This is a genomic window from Hymenobacter busanensis, assembly GCF_008727865.1.
Taxonomy (GTDB): Bacteria; Bacteroidota; Bacteroidia; order Cytophagales; family Hymenobacteraceae; genus Solirubrum; species Solirubrum busanense.
Genome location: NZ_VTWU01000004.1, coordinates 275,849 through 291,559 on the forward strand (window position 1 = coordinate 275,849; position 15,711 = coordinate 291,559).

The 15,711-nt window shown below is 64.2% G+C and carries 10 protein-coding genes; 5 read left to right on the plus strand and 5 right to left on the minus strand.

All coding sequences use genetic code 11. The annotated features are described in order from the left end of the window. The first annotated feature begins 5 nt into the window (after positions 1-5). The 3 genes from F0P96_RS12160 (at position 6) to F0P96_RS12170 (ending at position 4,563) form a co-directional block, all read left to right on the plus strand. Positions 6-389: a hypothetical protein gene (locus F0P96_RS12160; RefSeq protein WP_151079170.1), complete on the plus strand. Its 384-nt coding sequence runs from the start codon at positions 6-8 to the stop codon at positions 387-389. Between the two features lie 175 nt (positions 390-564). Then, positions 565-1,116 (plus strand): hypothetical protein, encoded by a 552-nt coding sequence (locus F0P96_RS12165; RefSeq protein ID WP_151079171.1) that lies wholly within the window; start codon positions 565-567, stop codon positions 1,114-1,116. Between the two features lie 120 nt (positions 1,117-1,236). Continuing rightward, a complete protein-coding gene (locus F0P96_RS12170; RefSeq protein ID WP_151079172.1) occupies positions 1,237-4,563 on the plus strand; it encodes a reprolysin-like metallopeptidase in 3,327 nt (1,108 codons plus the stop codon). Between the two features lie 349 nt (positions 4,564-4,912). On the opposite strand, the gene F0P96_RS12175 is transcribed toward F0P96_RS12170, so the two are convergent. The 4 genes from F0P96_RS12175 to F0P96_RS12190 form a co-directional block, all read right to left on the minus strand. After that, positions 4,913-7,102 (minus strand): helix-hairpin-helix domain-containing protein, encoded by a 2,190-nt coding sequence (locus F0P96_RS12175; RefSeq protein WP_151079173.1) that lies wholly within the window; start codon positions 7,100-7,102, stop codon positions 4,913-4,915. Next, entirely contained in the window at positions 7,099-7,962 is an 864-nt protein-coding gene (locus F0P96_RS12180) for a hypothetical protein (RefSeq protein WP_151079174.1), read from the minus strand. Before F0P96_RS12180 ends, F0P96_RS12175 begins: the two co-directional genes overlap by 4 nt. Positions 7,963-8,175: 213 nt before the next feature. After that, positions 8,176-10,491 carry a xanthine dehydrogenase molybdopterin binding subunit gene (locus F0P96_RS12185; RefSeq protein WP_151079175.1) on the minus strand — a complete coding sequence of 772 codons (2,316 nt, stop codon included), beginning with the start codon at positions 10,489-10,491 and terminating at the stop codon, positions 8,176-8,178. A gap of 182 nt (positions 10,492-10,673) precedes the next feature. Further along, positions 10,674-12,137: an FAD binding domain-containing protein gene (locus tag F0P96_RS12190; RefSeq protein WP_151079176.1), complete on the minus strand. Its 1,464-nt coding sequence runs from the start codon at positions 12,135-12,137 to the stop codon at positions 10,674-10,676. Between the two features lie 159 nt (positions 12,138-12,296). Here F0P96_RS12190 and F0P96_RS12195 point away from each other — a divergent pair, with 159 nt between their 5' ends. Continuing rightward, complete coding sequence (locus tag F0P96_RS12195; protein WP_160620103.1) at positions 12,297-12,887, plus strand: DUF4136 domain-containing protein; 591 nt, start codon at positions 12,297-12,299, stop codon at positions 12,885-12,887. A 74-nt stretch (positions 12,888-12,961) separates the two neighbouring features. Here the strand turns inward: F0P96_RS12195 and F0P96_RS12200 are convergent, their stop codons facing one another. Beyond that, complete coding sequence (locus F0P96_RS12200; protein WP_151079178.1) at positions 12,962-13,894, minus strand: hypothetical protein; 933 nt, start codon at positions 13,892-13,894, stop codon at positions 12,962-12,964. A 109-nt stretch (positions 13,895-14,003) separates the two neighbouring features. Between F0P96_RS12200 and F0P96_RS12205 the strand changes: the two genes are divergently transcribed. Beyond that, positions 14,004-15,710 (plus strand): LIC_10190 family membrane protein, encoded by a 1,707-nt coding sequence (locus F0P96_RS12205; RefSeq protein WP_151079179.1) that lies wholly within the window; start codon positions 14,004-14,006, stop codon positions 15,708-15,710. The last annotated feature ends 1 nt before the right edge of the window (position 15,711 follow it).

A 15,711-nucleotide genomic window follows, 5' to 3' on the forward strand; every position in this document is an offset into this window, starting at 1 on the left:
ACCGTATGCCGCGCGGCACCTCGCTCACGGGGCGGCGGCTGTTTCTGGCGCCCAACTTGCTCAACCGCCTGCCCCCGGCGCCAGCCCGGATAGGGGAGCGGCGCACGGCCCTCGTGCTCGAAACACCTTTCACCGATGCCGATACGGTTCGGTTTCAGCTGCCGGCGGGCTTTAAATCGGAGTCGTTGCCCGCGCCGGTCCAATTGACCACGCCCTACGGCAGCTACTCCGCCGAGGTGCAGGTGCAGCCGAGCGGTTCGGTCCTCTACATTCGGTGTTTGCAGATGCCCAAGGCCCGGTTTGAGCCTGCGCAACACGAAGGCTATGCGGATTTTCGGCGCCGCGTGAGCCAGGCCGACCGTGTGCAGCTGGTGTTCGTCAAATCATAATCGTAAATTGTCTGCGCGCCGGTGCAGCCGTGTACCGGTGGTTGTGTCAATACGCCAAGGGCGCCCGGAGGCAGTTTTTCCGGGCGCCCTTGTTTTCCACCAGAGGCTCGGCGTGTATTCCAAACAACTACCTGCCAGTCGGGGGGTGAAGTTTTTACCTAAACACAAGGTCGGTATGTTCACATGGCGCGTCGGGCAGCTTATGCTGGGTATTGGTGCCGGGATGGTACTGGGTGCGGCCGTTTCCCTGCAAGCGGGGCGTGTTGCTTCCCCCGATTATTGGAACCTCACCCCCAAAGCCGAGCGGGCCAAGCTCGGCAAAGCGCGCCTGAACCCGGCGGTAGCACAGGTGCTGACGCTCAACTGGCCGGCTCTGCAGAGCTACCTGAAGCAGGTGCCCACCGAAGGCAGCCACCCAACGCTGCTGGCCCTGCCGCTCCCCGATGGGTCGCGCCGCCGGTTCCGCGTGAGCCGGAGCGCGGTGATGGCGCCCGAACTGGCCGCCAAGTACCCCGACATCCGCGCCTATACCGGTCAGGACCCGGCCGACGCCACCACTACGGTCAGCTTCGAAACCTCGCCGGCCGGCTTGCGGGCCATGCTCACGGTGCAGGGCCGCGTGTACCTGATCGAGCCCTTTCGGCCGGCCGACCCGCGCCATTACCTGTGCTTCGACAAAGCCACGCTGCCGGCTGGTAGCAAACGGTTTTCCGAGCCCAGCCGCTAAAGCCGTCGACTGACTGGCCGCAATGGTCGATTTTTGCCCGAAACCTCTGGGAAAATCACTACTTTAGAGGCCGTTATTCTTCTCCTCGACTTTTTCACAACCCACCCTTTTTTACTGCCAATGCGCACACTCTTTACTCCGTCTGGCCCTGCCCTTCGTGGCGCGCTGTTGGGAGGACTGCTGGTGACTGGCCTAGCCGCTCCGTTTGCCGCTTCGGCGCAACGGGTGCTCTGGTCCGACGACAACCAGCTGCCGACCGCGTCCCGCTCTGCTACCCGTGCTCTTGAGCACTTCCGGGCAGTAAGCATTCAGCCTGCCAACCTGCGGGCCGTGCTGGCCCAGGCGCCCGCCGAGGGCTCGGTAGCCGGCCGCAACTCCGGTACCGTTATTTCGCTGCCCCTGCCCGACGGCACGTCGCAGCGCTTCCGCATCACCACCACCGACGTGATGCACCCGGCCCTTGCCGCCCGCTTCCCGCAAATCAAAACCTACGCCGCCCAAGGCATCGACGACCCGTCGGCCAGCGGCGTGCTGGACATGACGCCGGCGGGTTTCCACGCCATGATCATGACGGCGGAAAACACGCTCTTTATTGACCCCACGCCCGACGGCATTCACCACCTGGTGTTCAACCGCCGCGACATCAACCGCGCGGCGCTGGTACAGGCCAAGTGCTACACCGAAACCACGCCAACGGTGAACGACCGCCTGGCGCCCGTGGCAACTGCTCAGCGTCGTCCCAACGGTTCGCAACTGCGTACCTACCGCTTGGCCATGGCCTGCACCGGCGAATACGCCCAAACCAAGGGCGGAACGGTTGCCGGCGCGCTGGCAGGCATCACCACGTCGGTAAACCGCGTGGCTAGCGTCTACCGCAAGGAGGTGGCCGTGAGCTTCCAGCTGATTGCCAACAACGACGTGCTCATCAACCTCGACCCAGCCACCGACCCCTACACCAACCTGAGCAACGGGGCCGCGCTCAACACCAACCAGACGGTGGTTGACCAGCGCGTCGGCTCCGCCAACTACGACATCGGTCACTTGTTCAACACCGCCGACGGCGGTATTGCGCAACGGCCCTCGGTGTGCATCAACAGCGGCAAGGCCCGCGGCTCCACGGGTCTGCCCAACCCCACCGGCGACGCCTTCGATATCGACTACGTGGCCCACGAAATCGGCCACCAGTTCGGCGGCAACCACACCTTCAACTACGACGGCGGCGGCAGCTGCGCCGGCGGCACGCGGGCAGCTGTAGCGGCCTACGAGCCCGGCAGCGGCACCACCATCATGGCCTACGCGGGTATCTGCGGCTCGGCCGGCGACATTCAGCCTAACTCCGACCCGTATTTCCACACCAAGAGCTACGACGAAATCCTGACCCACATTACGGGTACGGGTAACTGCGTAACGCCGGTAGCGACGGGCAACAACCCGCCCGTGGTAAACGCTGGTGCCGACTACATCATTCCGAAGAGCACCCCGTTTGAGCTGACCGGCTCGGCTACTGACCCCGACGGCGACGCGCTGACCTATTCGTGGGAGCAGTTTGACCTCGGCCCGGCCGGTACGCCCACGGCTCCGACCGGCGATGCGCCGATTTTCCGCTCCAACGTGCCCTCGACGAGCCCGACCCGCGTATTCCCCGGTCCGCTGCGGCGTACCTCGCCCGGTGGTCCGGCAGTGGCTGGCTCTTTTGAAACCCTGCCGTCGTACGACCGCGTGATGAACTTCCGCCTGACGGCCCGCGACAACCGCCCGACGGGTGGTGGCGTGGAGTACGACGGTGCTACCATCACGGTATCGTCGGTAGGCGGTCCGCTGTTGGTTACGGCGCCCAACACCAGCAACATCATCTGGCGTGCCGGGGCTACCGAACTGGTGACCTGGAACGTGGCCAACACGACGGCAGCTCCCATCAACGCAGCCAACGTAGACATTCTGCTCTCCGTTGACGGCGGTGCTACCTACCCCTTCACGTTGCTGGCCAACACGCCCAACGACGGTACACAGCAGCTGAGCATTCCGTCGAACGTGACGGCTACCACGCAGGCCCGTATCAAGGTGAAAGCCTCGGGCAACGTGTTCTTCGACACCTCCGACCAGAACTTCACGCTGCAGGTACCCACCTCGCCGGCATTTTACCTGTCGGCTAACTGCGGCACGGCTGCCACTACGGTTTGCCCCGGCAGCTCGGGCTCCTGCGCCGTGAGCGTAGGACAAGTACTGGGCTTCACGGGTCAGGTAACCTTCTCGACCCTGAGCCTGCCCACGGGCGTAACGGCTTCGTTCTCGGCCAACCCCGTAGCTCCGGGCAGCAGCAGCACCGTTACCCTTGCCACCGCTGCCAACACCCCGGCCGGTACGTACACCATCAACGTGGTGGGTACCAGCGGTTCGCAAACCGAAACCCAGCAAATCACGCTGGTGGTGCGCAACTCAGCCAACGTAGCTCCCGCGCCGACCTCGCCGGCCCCGAACTCGGCACGCGCGCTGCCGCAGCCGACGTTCACGTGGTCACCCATTCCGGGCGCTACGAGCTACGACATCCAGGTGTCGACCGACCCGGCGTTTGTTACGTTGCTGATCAACGCCAACGTGACCAACAACCAGTACACGGCTACCACCGTGCTCAACAACAACGGCCGATACTTCTGGCGGGTACGTGGCTCGGCCGACTGCGGCACGGGTCCGTTCTCGGCTGCTTCGCAGTTCTACGTAGGCAACCAGCAGTGCACCACCTACACGTCGGCCAACGTGCCCGTTACCATCGGTACGGGCGGTGGCTCAACGTACACCTCGACGTTGCCCATCAACATCACCGGAAACGACCCGATTGCGGACATTAACGTAAAAGGCCTGCGCATCACGCACAATGACGTATCGGAACTGAGCATCGCCCTGCTGAACCCCTCGGGCCGTCGTTCGCAGCTGTACACGGTAGTGTGCAACGGTCCGAACCTCAGCGCCAACTTCGACGACAGCGCGCCGACGGTGGTAACCTGCCCCATCACTACCGGTGGCACCTATCGTCCCGAAACGGCCTTGAGCACCTACACCGGCACCTTGCCCAACGGCACGTGGTCGTTGCAGGTAACCGACTTCATCACCGGCAACGGGGGCTCTATTACCGGCTGGGGCCTGGAAATCTGCACCATCACCGATGCTATCCTCGCGGGCCGCGACGCCCAGCAGCTGCAAGGCGTGGCCGTGTTCCCGAACCCGAGCACGGGCGAGTTTAACCTGCAGGTGGACAACGCCCAGCGCGGTACCCTCTCGCTGCACGTAACCGACGCCCTGGGCCGCACGGTACTCACCGAGCAGGTAGCCAAAGGCGCTGCCATGCTCCAGCACCGCATCGACCTGAGCAAGCTGAGCCAAGGCATGTACCAACTGCACCTGGCCCTGCCTGGTGGCGGCACTTCGGTACAGAAGCTGATGAAGCTGTAATACAGCAGGCGTATTTGCACGAAAAAGGCCGCTTCCCTCGGGAGGCGGCCTTTTTTATGTACCTCATTAGCTACAGCAGCTGATGAATCAAAGGGCGCTGACACCTTCTAATTCGATAGGAAGCCAGCTCGGCACTATACCTAAGCAAACGAACTGCGGAGCTAACTTCTGATCGGCCTCTGGAATGTGCAAGGGCAAAATGGAGCGTTGAAGGCAGAAATGACCCTATAATGGGCAGTTAGCCAGAATGCATAAAACAAAAATCCCCGCAAGGGCCGGGCGGCGTACTTGCGGGGATATTCGGGCAGGGAAGAATTCTTTTGAAGGCGCAGAGCTCTGGCAATGGGTGTTATAGGGCAATGCGCAGCTGCGCTTTTATATCGGAGCGCTGCGGGCCCTGAATCTGTTCCAGGCCCGAGCCAACCGTGGTTTGGTCGCGGTAGCGCGTGGCGGCGTAGCGCAGCCACAACGTGAGCCGGCGGTTGAGCTTAACCTCAGCCAGAGCGTACATACGCGTGCCCCGACCCGAAAGGCCCGGAATGGAGAAGGCGTACAGCACGTCCTGCTCGTAGGCGTATTGGCGGGTATTGAAGTCGTCGGTGTCGAAGAGGGCGTAGCGGCCGGTGAGGCGCAGGCGCTGGTGGGGCTGCACGGTTACATCCTGGGCCAGCAAGTAGCCGGTGGTAGTGGGGCCGTTGTTCACGCGATAGTGCGTGCCCTGCAAGCGGGTGCGCAGGCTCAGAATCAGCGACGGGCTGGTATCGTAGAACAGCAGCAGCGAACGGCGCACAGTGGGCACGGGTACCGGCATAGGCTGGGTCAGCTGGGCATCGTCGTACTCTTTCTGGCGCGTGCGAATTTGCACGTAGAGCAGGCTGGTTTTGGTGGGCGCATAAGTCACGCGCAGCAGCCAGTCGTAGCCGCGGGAAGGGGCGCCCACTTGGTACTTCAGCCACGGGAAGCTGAATTGGTCGTAGTAAGCCGACAGCTCCCAGCGGGCAATGGGCCGCAGCTTGAGCCCGAAGTACAGCCCGTTTTCGTTGATGTTGCGGGTGTTTTCGGCCAGCGCATTGCCGTAGAGGGTATGGAAGTCGCGCCCGTAGCGGCGGTGCAATACCGACACATCCACATCAGAGCCGAGGCTGGCCAGCAGGCCGTTGACGGTGCCGATGCCGCCGCCACTGCTGCGGGCGGTTTCGCCAAACAGGCTCACGTTGCGCCAGCCGTAGCTGTAGTGCGTGCTCAGGGCCAGGTTATGGTCGCCGCGAAACTCGTAACGGTTGTAGGGCTCCAGGCTGCGCTCCAGCGGCGTGCTCAGCTGGGTGTTCACGCCCGTCAGGCCGATGTTGAAGCGGCCACCGGTGGGAGCGTAGGTCAAGTCGCCGCCGGTCACGAACTCGCGCACGTTTTTGCGGTTGGCCAGTTCGTTTTGGGTACGGTGAAAGCCGGAAATCAGCAGCCCGGAGGCAAATTCGTCGAACTCCCGCAGGGTGTCGGCTTCGGCGGTTTTCAACGAGGCGTCCACCCGTTTGCTGGAGGCGAAGCCGGTGAAACGAAGCGCGGGCGTGAGGGCCACGGCCGCCGCCGCGCCGCGGAAAAACGTGCTTTCCAGCACCGAGTTGTAGGGCCGCGCGCCCAGGTTGCTGCGGCGCAGGGTGGTAATTGTTTCGGCTCCCTTGCCCACCTGCAGGCCCGACGACAGCAACAACCCTTGCCCAAACTGCAGCTGGTAGTCGCCCAGAATAAGCGTCTTCAGGCGGCCGCGGTCGAAGAGAGCAACGTGGGCCGCGTAGTAATCGAAGCCGTAGCGACGGGTTTTGGCATCCCAAGTAAACTGCTCGCCCGCGTCTTTCTCCGCCGAAAACCCGATGCTGAAGTCGCGGGCGTGGCTGGTGCGGAAGCGCACGAGGAATTTATCGGGCGAGCCGAGGTAGCGGCTGGCGGGCCGGCCGGTGCTGGTGGTGTCGGCGCCGGCGTAGCCGGGGCGGTCTTCCAGCACCCGCTCGTAGCGCAGAAACAGGGCGTTGTTGTCTTCCTGCCAGATGCGTTTCCAGAGTGGCCCGCGGGTGGAGTTGGCGTTCTGGTCGCCCACGTTCACAAACGAAGCCACCCGGTAGGCCGTGCGCAGGTCGAAGCCGCGGATACTCTGCAGCTCGTAGAGGCTCAGCAGCGGGCCGTTTTTCTGGCGATGCTCCAGCAGGGCCGTAATCTGCGGCTCCGACAGCAACAGCAAGCTCGACAGCTCCTCGCGGCTGGCGGTGTTCAGGTTGAGCGGCGTTTGCAGGTATTGCAGCAGCGTTTCGTAGAGGTCCTCGTAGGGCACGTTGTCGCTCTGGGGCTCGGCAAACAGCTCCTGCACTAGCCGGTCAAGGTCGGGGCGCGGACGCGGGTATTCCGGTGCCTGGGCCTGCGCCGTAGTGGCACTTAGGGAAATCAGCGCTGCCGCCAACCATTGGGCGCTCCGCCTGCCGCCCCGCCAGAAAGGCGTTGCCGAGGCCGCTTTGCGGCCAACGACTTCCGTAATCAACCGCTGGCTCATGGTTTCGGACCCAATCGGAAGTTCACGTTCAAATGCTGACTCAGGCCGAGCACGTTGTGGAGCTGGGCGCCGTAATCGACACGCAGCTGGCCAAAACGCAGGCCGAAGCCAGCCGACACCTGTTCGGTGAGCGTGGCAATGCCGGCGCGCACCGTGAGGGCATCGACAACCTGGTACTCCACGCCGGCACGGAAATCGGCGTCGCGGTCAATGTCCTTCTCGGTTTCGGCCACCAGCAGCACTTTGGTAGTCGGCCGAAAACCCAGCCCGGCGCGCAGCACGGTGGGCACCCGTTCGTCTTGGTACTCGGCCAGCTTGGCTTGGTTGAGGTTGTAGAGGTACACCCCGAAGGTGAGCTTCTGCGGTACCACATCGGCCTGACCGCCCAACGACGCAGCTACCGTGCGGCGGCTGCCCAGGCCTTCGATGCTCAGCTGTAGCATATCGAGGCGGGCGCCCACGCTGATAAGCCCAAGACGGTAAGCGTAGCCCAGGCCGGCGCGCGACTCGCTGTAGCGTTTGTCGCCGAAGCGCTGCAGCTCCAGGCCAGCCACGCCGTGCGGCGCGGTGGTGGCGGTGCTGCCTTCGGGCTGGCGGCCCAGCGGCAGGGCGGCGGCCAGGGCGGCGTTGTTGAGGTTCGGAATCAGGAAGCGGTTTTCGGCATACACGCCCACTTCGGGGCGGGTGAGCTGAGCCAGGCCGGCCACGTTGTTGCCCACGGCCCACAAGTCGCCGCCCAGCGTAACGGAGGCATTGCCGAGCGCCGCCGCCCGGGCCCCGCGCACGCCCGGCGCACCGCTTTGGGCCTGTGCCGCTACCGCGGCAAGAAGTAAACAACCCAGTATGTATAGTTTCGGCATAAGCAGGCAGAAGTCAGCACCTTAAAGTACCGCAATAGAATTCGTAAGAAAAAACATTACGCAGGCAGCCGATGGGTTTATTCGCCGGGCGGCTCGTTGTGATGCTCGTAGGCCGCTGGCCGCTGCCCAAGCGAGCAGCGGCCAGCGGCACAAAAACGGCTCAATCCGCAGCCTCTCGCATGAGCCTGCTTAATCAGGTCCGGGTGTCTGGACTCAATTGCGCACCGAAGCCTCCGCACCGGATGCTTGAGAAGCGGCCGGCGCTGCTGCCGATTCGCGGGCGGCGTAGAGGTTCAGCAGCACCTTTTCGGGCGTGAAAGGCGCCGAGAATTCCGGGCGCACATCGGGGCGGAAGGCGCGTACGGCGTTGCGGATGGCGAAGTAGGCGCCAAGGCCGTACATCAGCGGCGGTTCGCCCACGGCTTTGGCACGCAGGATGGCGTTGGGGTGGCCGGGCGTTTCCAGAAATTCCACGTCGAGCACCTTCGGTACGCTGTAGAGGTCGGGGACTTTGTAGGTACTCAGGGCATTGCTGAGCAGGCGGCCGTCCTGGTTGTAAATCAGCTCTTCCATCGTCATCCAGCCCAGGCCCTGCACGAGGCCGCCTTCAATCTGGCCGCGGTCGATGCCGGGCGTAAAGCTCTGGCCGAAATCGTGCACAAGGCGCACGGCGTCCACGTCGTAGGTGCCGCGCATGGCATCTACGGTGGCTTGCACCAGGGCCGTGCCGTACACGTGGTAAGCAAACGGGTGGCCTTTTTCCTGGGTCTGGTCGAACCACAAATCGGGCGTGGCGTAGTGGGCGTTTTCGCTCAGGTTCACGCGCTTCCAATATGCCGTCGACACCAGCTTTTCCCAGTTCGTTTCGGCGGGCTTGCCGGCGGCCAGCACCTGCTCGTCCTGAATTTCCAGGCCCTCGTAGTTCATCTTCAGATCCTCGGCCGCGTGGCGCAGCAGGCGGGTGCGCAGCTCACGACAGGCCATTTCCACGGCCTTGCCGTTGAGGTCGGCCGTGGCCGAAGCCGCCGAGGGCGAGGTATTGGCCACTCGGGTGGTGTTGGTGGTTTCCAGCCGCACGCGTTTCGGACTGATGCCAAGCGTGCGGGCCGCCACCTGAATCATCTTGGTATTCACGCCCTGGCCCATTTCCACCGCGCCGGTGCTCACGCCCACCGAGCCATCGGTGTAGATGTGCACCAAGGCACGGGCCTGGTTCATGGCCGTTTTGGTGAACGAGATGCCGAAGCAAATGGGCATCACGGCCAAGCCGCGCTTTCTCACCGGGCTCTGTTGGTTGAAAGCGTCGACTTCGGCCTGCCACTTTTTCAGCTCAAACTTCTGGTCGGCAGCCTGCCAGCTCAATTCGGCGTTGCAGTCTTCCACGCGCTGCCCGTAGGGAAACACCTGCCCGTCCTGCAGCAGGTTGCGGCGCTGAATTTCCCAGGCCAGCACGCCCAGCTCGTCGGCGGCCTTGGCAATGGCCGACTCGATAACGAACATGCCCTGCGGCCCGCCAAAGCCGCGGAAGGCCGTGTTGGGCGGCAAATGCGTGCGGCAGCTGTAAGCCGTGGCCCGCACGTTGGGAATGAAGTAGGTATTGCAGGCGTGAAACAGGGTGCGCTCCAGCACAGCCGGCGAGAGGTCGGCCGCCGCACCGGCGTTTTGGTAAAACGTTACTTCGTAGGCCAGCAGCTTCAGATCGGCCGAAAGGCCCAGCTTGAAGTCGGAGGTGTAGGGGTGGCGCTTGCCGGTCATGCGCAGGTCGTCGTGGCGGCCGAGCACCAGCTTCACCGGCTTCTTGGTCACGAAGGCGCCCAGCGCGGCCAGGGCGCCCCAGGTGGTGGCCTGGTCTTCTTTGCCGCCGAAACCGCCGCCGAGGCGTGTCACGTCGATTTCGACTTTGTGCATACCCGTGCCCAACACCCGCGCCGTGTGGCGCTGCACCGCCGTCGGGCCCTGCGTGGAGGAGTGCACGCGCACCCCGCCGCCATCGGTGGGGTAGGCGTAAGCGCCCTGGGTTTCGATGTACAAGTGCTCCTGCCCGCCGTTTTCGGCCGTGCCTTCGATAATGTGGGCGCATTCGGCCCAGGCTGCGGCTGGGTCGCCGAGGCGGAAGGTGCGCGGCGGCACAATCAGCTCGCCCTTGGCCTGCGCCTCGCGCGGGTCGGTGATGATGGGCAGCGGCTCGATGTCGGCGGTGATGAGCTTGACGGCGGCGCGGGCCTGGGGCTCGGTTTCGGCCAGCACCAAGGCCACGGGCATGCCCTGAAAATGCACGTGCGAGCCGGCCAGCAGCTCTTCGTCGGGCACGATGCCGCCGATCTGGTTTTCGCCGGGAATGTCCTGGGCGGTAAGGATGCGCACCACGCCGGGCGCGCGGCGGGCCGCTTCCAGGTTCAGGCTGAGCAGCTTGCCGTGGGCCAGAGGCGAGCCGTACACGGCTGCGTGCAAGGTGCCGCGCTGCACCGGAATGTCGTCGAGGTATTGGGATTCGCCGCGCACGTGGCCGGCAGCGTCGAGGTTGTGCATGGAAGAGGGGAAGAGAACGAAACGCCCGGCCTGTTGCCGGATGGGGCGGTTTGGTCGTTGCTGATGACTGCATGTAGCGCCAACTTTCAGTTGGTGCTGGTGTGGCACACGCTACTGTGGGGCTGAGCGGTTCCGCATCGGGGCCCAGAGCCCCGGTTCCGACTCAAAATCAGCGCTATATTCTATACCAATTCCTGCAGCGCGAATTGGGCCGGGAAGTGCTCCAGAAAGTGCGCAAACAGCAACTGGCGCAACAGCAGACGCTTGTACGCTTCAGTGCCGCGGGCGTCGCCGATGGGGCTGATTTCCTGCTGGGCTACCTCGTTGGCGGCGCGTAGCGTGTCGGGGTTCAGGTCTTTGCCGGCTAGAAACGCCGAGGTGCGGCGCAGGTACAACGGCGTGGGTCCCACGCCGCCGCCGGAAAGGTGTGCCTCCTGAATTCGACCATCGGCAACGCGCAGCCGGGCGGCGGAATTCACGCTGGCAATGTCGAGGTGGGTGCGCTTGCTGACTTTCTCGAAGTTGAATACCTCGTGGGCAGCCGGCGGCCGGAAACTGATTTCCACCAGTTGTTCGTCGGGCTGGCGGTTGAGCTGCTTGTAGCCGCGGTACAGCTCGCGCAGCGGCAGCTGGCGCGTGCGGCCGGCGGCGTCCTGCAAGGTCAGCTCAGCGTCGAGGGCAAGGAAAAAGATGGTCAGGTCGCCGATGGGGGAGGCGTTGACGAAGTTGCCGGCCACGGTGGCCATGTTGCGGATGGGCGTGCTCGACACCAGCTTCAGGTGCTGCCGCAGGCGCGGAAAACGGCGCTGCATCAGCTCCGAGCCGCGCAGATCTTCTACCGTAGTGGCGGCGCCCAGGCTGATGCGCCCGTCAGGCGTCTCGCGGATAAAGCAGCGGTCGGCGTGGCCGTAGAGCAGCTGCACCTCGGCGGCCAGCACGTCGTCGGCACGCTGCACCAGCAGGTCGGTGCCGCCGCCCAGCAGGTAGCTGGCTACGGTGGTTTCGGTGCCGTTCGGCTCGGTGAGCTGACCACCGGTGCGGGCGGCTACGTCGGCCACGGTTTCGGCGCGTAACTCGGCCAGCTGGGCCGGCATCTGCTGGAAATAGGCCGGGACAAAGCCCTGTTCCACCAGCCAGGCTAGGCGCTCGGGGGCGGCGTCGCGCTCCAGCAGCTGGGCCGTGAGGCGGTCGGTGGCGCGCTCCAGCGACTTGTAGCCGGTGCAGCGGCAAATGTTGCCGTCGATGGCGGCGCGGCCGGCTTCATCGGTGGCCTGTCCGCCGAGGCAGTGGCCGGTGAGCGACATCACGAAGCCCGGGGTGCAGAAGCCGCACTGGGTGCCGCCTTCGGCCACAATGGCCTCTTGCACGGGCGTGAGGCCGGCGGGTTGACTGATGCCCTCGACGGTGACAATGTGCCGGCCGTGGGCGTTGCCGAGCGGCGTGAGGCAGGACGTCATGGATTGGTACCGAACTGCGCCGTCGGGCTGCAACTCGCCCACCAGCATGGTGCAGGCGCCGCAGTCGCCCTCGCGGCAACCGATTTTGGTGCCGGTCAGGTGCTGGTGGTAGCGGACGTAATCGAGCAGGGTGCTGCCGGCTCGCAAGGTGGGCCGCACGAGTTGGTCGTTGAGGTAAAACTGGAGCATAAGCGGGGAAAACGGCACAGCCGGACAGGCAAGATATCGAAAAGCAACGTTTGGCCCACTATGGCCGAGTTAGCAAATGATAATCAGCGCAGAAGCAGACCGTCGTTAAGACTTTTTCGTATCTTCCAAGTCCCCGCCAAACCTCACACAATCTCGCGTATGAAACCCATCTCTACCGTCGCTGTGCTGCTCCTGGGCTGGATGCTCACCGGCTGTTTTGCCGCTCGCGAAAGTCGCATTGAGTCTGATTACAGCTACGCCGGGGATTTCCGCCACTACCGCACCTACAACTTCCTGGAGTCGAATACCGAGCCGGATACTTCCCGGCTGTCGTCTACGGTGCGCGAGGCCATTCAAACGCACCTTCGCTCGCAGGGCTACCGCCTGGTGAACCGCCGCCCCGATCTGCTGGTATCGTACCGGGTGTTCGACGGGGCCATGCGCTTCACCGGCTACGACCAGCCCGATTTGACGCAGTGGGTGAAAAAGGAGGAAGTGGAATCGGAGGACACGCCCGAAGACCAGAAGCAGGGTTACAAGCGGGTGCGCTACCTGCTGAGCGACGGGACGCTGCTGATTACGCTTATTGAGCGTAAAAACGGCCGCGCCGTGTGGCAGGGCTACGCGTCCAACGTGTCGGCCCCGGTTGGCTCGCAGGCGCTGGTTTCCATGCGCCGGGCCGTGCGCTCCATCTTCGACCGGTACCGGATTCTGTCGGAAGACTATCAGCAGGAAGCCCAGATACGATAAAGTCATCCACCGAAAACGCCACGGGGCCGCGGTCAGCACTGACCGCGGCCCCGTGGCGTTTGTTCTCAACCGGCTTAGCGGTTTTTGCCGGCCGGAATGCGAAACTGCACACCCAACGACGGAATGATGGTTACGCCCTTGAGCTTGGCTTCCTTGTTGTTGAGCAGCTTGTAGGTGCCGTAGTTCTGGTAGTAAATAGCCAGCGCCGGCAGGAAATAGGCGTAGCGGTAGCCCAGCTTCAGGTTGACGAAGCCGCCCAGCGCGCCGTAGCTTTTCTTCGCCAGCAGGCTGGGTATTTTTTCGGTAACGGTGGTGGAGCCGGGCACATAGCTGAAAATTTTGCCGGGCTCGAAACCGTACTTGACAAACGAGCGGCTGTAGGCCAACCCATACGACACGTTGCCGATTTCCTCTTCGTTGCCGAAAGAGTGGCTGAACACCACGGGCACCAGCAAATCAATGCGCTTGGCCGTGAAGCCGAGCAGCGTCTGGGCATCGTCGAGAAAGGGAATGTTGGGCAGCTTGGCCCGCTGGGTCGAAAACTGCAGGCCCACGCTGCCGTAGTTGGCGTTGGCCGGTCCGCCGGGCTTTTCGGGCGTGCCCGTGGGGCCCATGAACTGGTACATGGCATCGAAGCTGTGGGCGCCGAAGGAGTACTTGTAGCCCACGTCGAGCCGGTCGACTACGCCGTAGCGCACGTAGAGGTCGGAAGTAGCTACGGTGGGGTCGAGCACGTAGGCCAGAGCCGCTTCCTGGACTTTGTCGAGAGCCGGGCGGTAGTTCACCGTGTCTTGCGTAATGGCCTGCTCCGCCAACGACTTGACGGCTCCGGTAATCTTGCCAATAGACGAAGTGCCCACGTTGAAGCCCAGGTTACCACCGGCCTTGAACTGGCCGCGCGGCGTGACTTTGCCGGAATGAATGACGGAGCGCGGGGCGGTACAGGCAGCCATCAGCAGCAGGCACAGCCACGGAAGCTGGCGCAACAGGGGGGAGAGTCGAATCATGGAGCGAAGAAAGGCACTACGGACGAGAAACCGGTAATTCGGCGCGGGGCGAAAATCGGGCCGAAATGCCGAGGTTGGCCGGGTAGATTTGCCAACCTTTGCGCCCCGTATGCTCATTGTACTGATTACATGGCTGGTTGCGGCCCTCATCACCTGCGTGTGGGGCACGGCCGCGTACCGGTTGCTCGGCCATTCCAGCCGGCCGACCGACCAGCCAACACCCGCGCCCGAATGGTTGAGCGCCGTGGGACTGAGCGCGTTGATTGCGTTTTTGCAGCTCTGGTCGTTGGCGGGGCCGGTGGGCGCGGCCCGGTGGCCGGTGGCTCTGCTCACGGCAATCGGGGCCGTGGTTTGCCGCCGCGAAATCGGCTCGTTGGCCCGGCGTGGCTGGCCGGCGCAGTGGCGCGCTGCCGAAAAATGGAGTGCCGCGCTGCTGGTGGTTCTGCTGGGCTGGATAGTGGTGTACGCCTCGCAACGGCCCATGAGCTTCGACGTGGGCCTGTATACCCTGCAAACCCTGCAGTGGGCCGAACATTTCCCCGCGGTACCCGGCTTGGGCAACCTGCACGGGCGCCTGGCTTTCAATTCCAGCTGGTTTTTGCCCACGGCCTTGTTGCGGGTAAGCACGCCGGTAGGGCCCGCTTACGGCCTGAGCAGCTACTCACTGGCCTTGCTGGCGGTGGCCGCCGCCCGAGCCGTGGGAACGGGCTGGCGAAACCCCAAGGCGGCCGGCGCCGGCGCGTGGGTGCCGTTGCTGCTGTTGTTTCTCCTGCTTTACGTGTTCCAAAGCCGTCTTTCCTCGGCACTCACGGATGGACCCATGACGGGGCTGCTGGCACTGCTGCTGCTGCACTACGCGGCGCTATGGCGCCGCTATCCGGCGGGGCTGCCACCGGCCGAGGCTCGGGCGGTGGTGCTTCTGGCCGTGACGTTGGTTACCATCAAGCTGTCGGCGCTGCCAGTGGTGTTGCTGGCGCTGCATGCCGCCTGGGCTATACCTGAAAAGCGGCCGCGCATTGGATGGTGGCTGAGCCTGGGAGGCGTAGCCGCAGTATTGGCATTGCCTTGGGTGGTGCGCAACGCCGTGCTGTCGGGCTACCTGGTGTACCCGCTGCCCGCCCTCGACGTGCTGACGGTAGACTGGAAAATACCGCTGACCGCGGCCCAGGCCGAGCAGAATCTCATCGTGAATCTGGCACGCAACGTGCCACACGCCGTGGCCGCCGCAACTCCCCAGCCGCACCTGCGCGACTGGTTTGCCAACTGGTGGCAACTGAGCTTCGGCTACCAGCAAGCCATTTTGGTAGCGGCCGCGTTGTCGGTAGTGGCGGCCGCGTGGCGCTGGCGGCGCGGGGTGCCGGCCACCGAGACGGGCTGGGCCGTAGGGTGGATTATGGCGTGGCTGGGTACGTGGTTTTGGCTGCTGGTGGCTCCCGACTTCCGCTTTGGTATGGGCTTTATGCTGACGGCGACTCTCTGGCCCTGGGCCGCTGCCCACTGGCCGTGGCCTTCGCCGCGAGTACGCTACGCCGTGGCCGCGCTGCTGGGGCTGTGGGTGGCGCAGCAGATGCGCGACCCGCTCTACCACTTGCGCACCACGCCCCGCCAGTTTGCCACCCGCGTATTGTGGCCCGAAGCCGCTCCAATGCCCGAAACCGAGTGGTTGCCTGCCAGCCCCGGAACGTGGGTGCGGGTGCCCCGCACGGGCCTGCAGTGCTACGGCGCGCCTTTGCCCTGCGCTATGTGCGCCGAAGCGGGCCTCGAGCGGCGCGGCCCTTCGCTTGCCAACGGCTTTCGGCGGCAGCGGAACCACTAGC

Excerpts from the sequence above, each read along its gene's own strand:
- F0P96_RS12160 (WP_151079170.1), top strand. The coding sequence starts at position 6 with ATGCCGCGCGGCACCTCGCTCACGGGGCGGCGGCTGTTTCTGGCGCCC.
- F0P96_RS12165 (WP_151079171.1), top strand. The coding sequence starts at position 565 with ATGTTCACATGGCGCGTCGGGCAGCTTATGCTGGGTATTGGTGCCGGG.
- F0P96_RS12170 (WP_151079172.1), top strand. The coding sequence starts at position 1,237 with ATGCGCACACTCTTTACTCCGTCTGGCCCTGCCCTTCGTGGCGCGCTG.
- F0P96_RS12175 (WP_151079173.1), bottom strand. The coding sequence starts at position 7,102 with ATGAGCCAGCGGTTGATTACGGAAGTCGTTGGCCGCAAAGCGGCCTCG.
- F0P96_RS12180 (WP_151079174.1), bottom strand. The coding sequence starts at position 7,962 with ATGCCGAAACTATACATACTGGGTTGTTTACTTCTTGCCGCGGTAGCG.
- F0P96_RS12185 (WP_151079175.1), bottom strand. The coding sequence starts at position 10,491 with ATGCACAACCTCGACGCTGCCGGCCACGTGCGCGGCGAATCCCAATAC.
- F0P96_RS12190 (WP_151079176.1), bottom strand. The coding sequence starts at position 12,137 with ATGCTCCAGTTTTACCTCAACGACCAACTCGTGCGGCCCACCTTGCGA.
- F0P96_RS12195 (WP_160620103.1), top strand. The coding sequence starts at position 12,297 with ATGAAACCCATCTCTACCGTCGCTGTGCTGCTCCTGGGCTGGATGCTC.
- F0P96_RS12200 (WP_151079178.1), bottom strand. The coding sequence starts at position 13,894 with ATGATTCGACTCTCCCCCCTGTTGCGCCAGCTTCCGTGGCTGTGCCTG.
- F0P96_RS12205 (WP_151079179.1), top strand. The coding sequence starts at position 14,004 with ATGCTCATTGTACTGATTACATGGCTGGTTGCGGCCCTCATCACCTGC.